Origin of the sequence: Pseudomonas sp. GD04158 (assembly GCF_029834875.1) — a bacterium.
Taxonomy (GTDB): Bacteria; Pseudomonadota; Gammaproteobacteria; order Pseudomonadales; family Pseudomonadaceae; genus Aquipseudomonas; species Aquipseudomonas hydrolytica.
In genome coordinates, this window is record NZ_JAODYT010000156.1 from 1 (window position 1) to 3,503 (window position 3,503).

General features: G+C 67.3%; 2 protein-coding genes. Both read right to left on the reverse strand.

All coding sequences use genetic code 11. From position 1 onward, the window contains the following. Positions 1–135: 135 nt before the first annotated feature. Positions 136–2,739: a TonB-dependent receptor gene (locus tag N7333_RS24215; protein ID WP_279859503.1), complete on the reverse strand. Its 2,604-nt coding sequence runs from the start codon at positions 2,737–2,739 to the stop codon at positions 136–138. Positions 2,740–2,845: 106 nt separating this feature from the next. Then, positions 2,846–3,503: FecR domain-containing protein (locus N7333_RS24220; protein WP_279859504.1), on the reverse strand; the 658-nt coding region annotated here is incomplete at its 5' end.

The window sequence follows — 3,503 nt, forward strand, 5'->3', positions numbered from 1 at the left end:
CTGCCGCTGCTGCTGGAGGCCAACCAGGCGCTGCGCGAGTTGCTGCCAGAGCGTCTGCAGGACGCCCTGGCGCTGTAGGACCGAGCAGCCGCCTCGCCCCGGAAGCGGCCGTTGCGGCCGCTGCCAGCGACAGGCTCAGATGTCCCAGACCAGGTTGATCGAGACGTTGCGCCCCGGTTGGGTCAGGCGGTCGAGGTTGGCTGGGCTGGTCACGCCCGCTTCGCCAACGTCGTCGTAGCCGCGCACGTCATCCCACAGCCAGTATTTCTTGTCGGTCAGGTTGTACAGGCCGGCGTTGACGGTCAGGTCGTCGCTCAGTCGGTAATGGCCGGTCAGATCGAGGATGCCGTAGCCAGGGCTGGCGAACTGGCTGCCGCTGCCGTCGGGGCTGTTGAAGCTGCTGTCGTCGATGCGCGTCTTGCGCTTGACCAGGGTCCAGCTCAGCAGGGCGCCGAACCGTTCCTGCTCGTAGCCCAGGCCGAACACGCCGGTCAGCGGGTTGATGCTGTTGAGCGCTTCGCCGGTTTCCTCGTTGCGACCGCGGGCGTAGGCGATGGAGCCCTGGGTGTACAGGCCGTCCATGGCGCCGAAGCTGTCCAGATCGAGACGGCCTTTCAGTTCGACGCCGCGGATGCTGGCACGGCTGACGTTCCGGCTCTGGAACACGGGGATGGCGCCGCGGCTGCCAGCGGCGTCTTCGTCGAGGAAGTCGCGGTAGCGGTTGTAGAACAGCGCCAGGTCGAAGCTGCCACTGGCGAAGTTGCCGCGCAGGCCGGTCTCCAGGCCGCGGCTCTTCTCCGGGTCGAGATCCGGGTTGGGCTCGACGATGTAGGACGGGTTCGAGTTCTGGAAACGCCCGTACATTTCCTTGGCCGTCGGCGTGCGGAAGCCCTCGGCGTACTGGCCGAACCAGGTGTAGTGATCATCGAAGGCATAGGTGACGCCGAGCTTGGGCGAGACGCGCTGCCAGGTTCGGCTGGCGCCGCTGGGTTCGCTGCCGCCGCCGATGGCGGTGGCCTGGTAGCGCTCGGTGATCGACGGATCGAGGTGGGTGCGGTCGTAGCGCAGGCCCGGCAGGAAGGTCCACTGCGCCCAGCGGATCTCGTCCTGCAGGAACAGGGCGTAGGTGGTGACGGTCGGGTCGGGGAAATCGCTCTGCGGCGTCAGGTTGTCGCTGGCGTTGCTGCTCGGCGAGCCGACGCCGCCGCTGCAGGCGGCGCCAATGGCGGCGTTGCAGATGCCGTAGCCGGTGCGCAGGCCGCGCACCTCCTGATGCTTGAGGGTCAGACCATAGGTCAGCAGGTGGTCGGTGGCGCCCAGGGCAAAGGCCTTGTCCAGCTGCGCGTCGAATAGCCACTGACGATCCTTGTAGTAGGTGTCCCGATAGCGCATGACGTCGCGGGTCACCGCGCCGGTGAAGAAGTTGGTGGGAACGTAGTTTTCCACCGTGCTCTGGTCGGTCTTGGCCAGCTGGTAGTTCAGGCTCCATTTCAGCGTGTCGGCCACCGGGTTGTGCAGCGCCAGGCGATGTTCCAGGCCGAAACGCTCGCGGGTGATGGTGTCGTTGGCGTTGCGCGAGCGGTAGTAGCCGAAGCCGCTGCCGGCATTGAACGGCCCGCCGACGGCGCTCAGCTGGTTGCTGTCGCGGTCGTCCTTGTATTTCTCGTAGGTCAGTTGCAGGCGGTCGCTGTCGTTGTAGTTCCAGCCCAGCTTGGCCAGCAGGTTGGTGGTGCGCACGTCTTCGGGGTTGGCCCGTGTGCGATTCAGGCCGCTGCCGCCGGTGTCGCCGTAGGATTCGGTCTCATGGCCGTCGCGCCGGGACAGGTGCAGCAGGGCGTCGAACTGTTCGTGACGGCCGGCCAGCGTCGCCGACTTGAGCCAGCTGTCGTCGGCCGAGCTGTAGCCGGTCTTCAGGCGCGCGCCGACCTCCCTGCCGCTCTTGATGATGTCGTCGGCATCCAGGGTGAAGTAGCTCACCGCACCGCCGATGGCGCTGCTGCCATACAGGGCCGAGGCCGGGCCGCGGAGGATTTCCACGCGCTTGACGATTTCCGGGTCGACATAGTTGCGATGGGTCTGGGCGTAGGGGCCATAGAAGAAGCTGGCCGGTATTTCCACCCCGTCGATTTGCGTCAGCACGCGGTTACCGTCGATGCCGCGGATGTTGTAGCCGGTGATGCCGGCGCGCTGGCCGGTGCCGCCGACGGAGACGCCGGGCTCGTAGCGCACCAGGTCCTGGATGTTCTCCACGTTCTGCTGATCGAGCTGCTCGCGGCCGAGCACGCTGACCGAGCTGGGCACCTCGCTGACGCTCTGTTCGCGGCGCGTGGCGGTGACCGTCATCGGCTGCAGGGCGATGGACTGGGTGGGGTTGCGTACCAGAATCACGCTGCGCTCGCCGACGCTGCGGTAGCTCAGGCCGGTGCCTTCGAGCAGGCGTGCCAGGGCCAGCTCGGCGGAAAGGCGCCCGCTGGTGCCGGGCGAAGAGACGCCATCGGCCAGTTGCGCCGGCAGGCCCACCTGCCAGCCGGTGATGTCGCTGAAGCTGTTCAGCGCCGAGACCAGCGGCTGGCGCTCGATGGCGAAGTGGTACCCGCCGTGGTTGTGCTGCTGCGTCGCCGGCGTCGTCTCGGCGGCATGGGCCAGCGGCAGGCCGGCGCAGGCGATGGAGAGTGCCAGCAGCGACAGGCTGGCGGTGGACAGTCGCGGGAAATGCGGGCGCCTGGTGTGAAGGGGCATCGGTGTGCTCTCTGCGGTGTCGTCGGAAGGTCGGTTAATGCGAATTATTTGCATTGTTATGACGGGACGAACGAGGCCCTGCGAGAGCGTAAAAAATTCTGTTTTCTCAGTTGAGGATCAGCAGCGCTGGGTATTCGTGCAGTTGCGCCGAGGTCACCTGGGCCAGCGAGCGCATGATGCTGGCCGGCTCGCTCAGGCGGTAGTTGCCGGTAATGCGCAGGTCGTTCAGGCGGGCATTGCCGTTGATGATCCAGCCCGGGTAGTAGCGGCGCAGTTCATCCAGCACTTCGTGCAGCGGCCGGTCGTCGAACACCAGCCGCCCCTGCACCCAGGCCAGCTGACTGGCGCTGCTGGCGCGGGTGCGCTGGCCGACCCCGTCCGGGCCGACGCGGATGCTGTCGCCGCCGCGCAGATGGATGCGCGTGTCGTTGCCGCGCGCATGCACTTCGATCTCGCCGTGTTCGACGCTGACTTCGGCGGCGTCGCCCAGGTAGCGCACGGCGAAGGCGGTGCCGCGCACCGACACCCGCACCGGGCCGGCGCTGACTTCGAAAGGCCGGCTGCTGTCCTTGGCGACGTCGAAGTAGGCCTCGCCGCGCAGCAGCTGGGTGACCCGCTGGCGCTCGTCGATGCGGCTGGTGAAGGCGCTGTCGGTGTTGAGCAGCACGCGCGAGCCGTCGGCCAGCTGCAGACTCTGGCGCTGGCCGACCGCGGTGACGTGGTCGGCGCGCAGGCGCAGCAGCAGGTCGCTGTGCAGGGTGATA

Coding starts and splice junctions, on each gene's coding strand:
- N7333_RS24215 (WP_279859503.1), bottom strand. CDS start 2,739: ATGCCCCTTCACACCAGGCGCCCGCATTTCCCGCGACTGTCCACCGCC.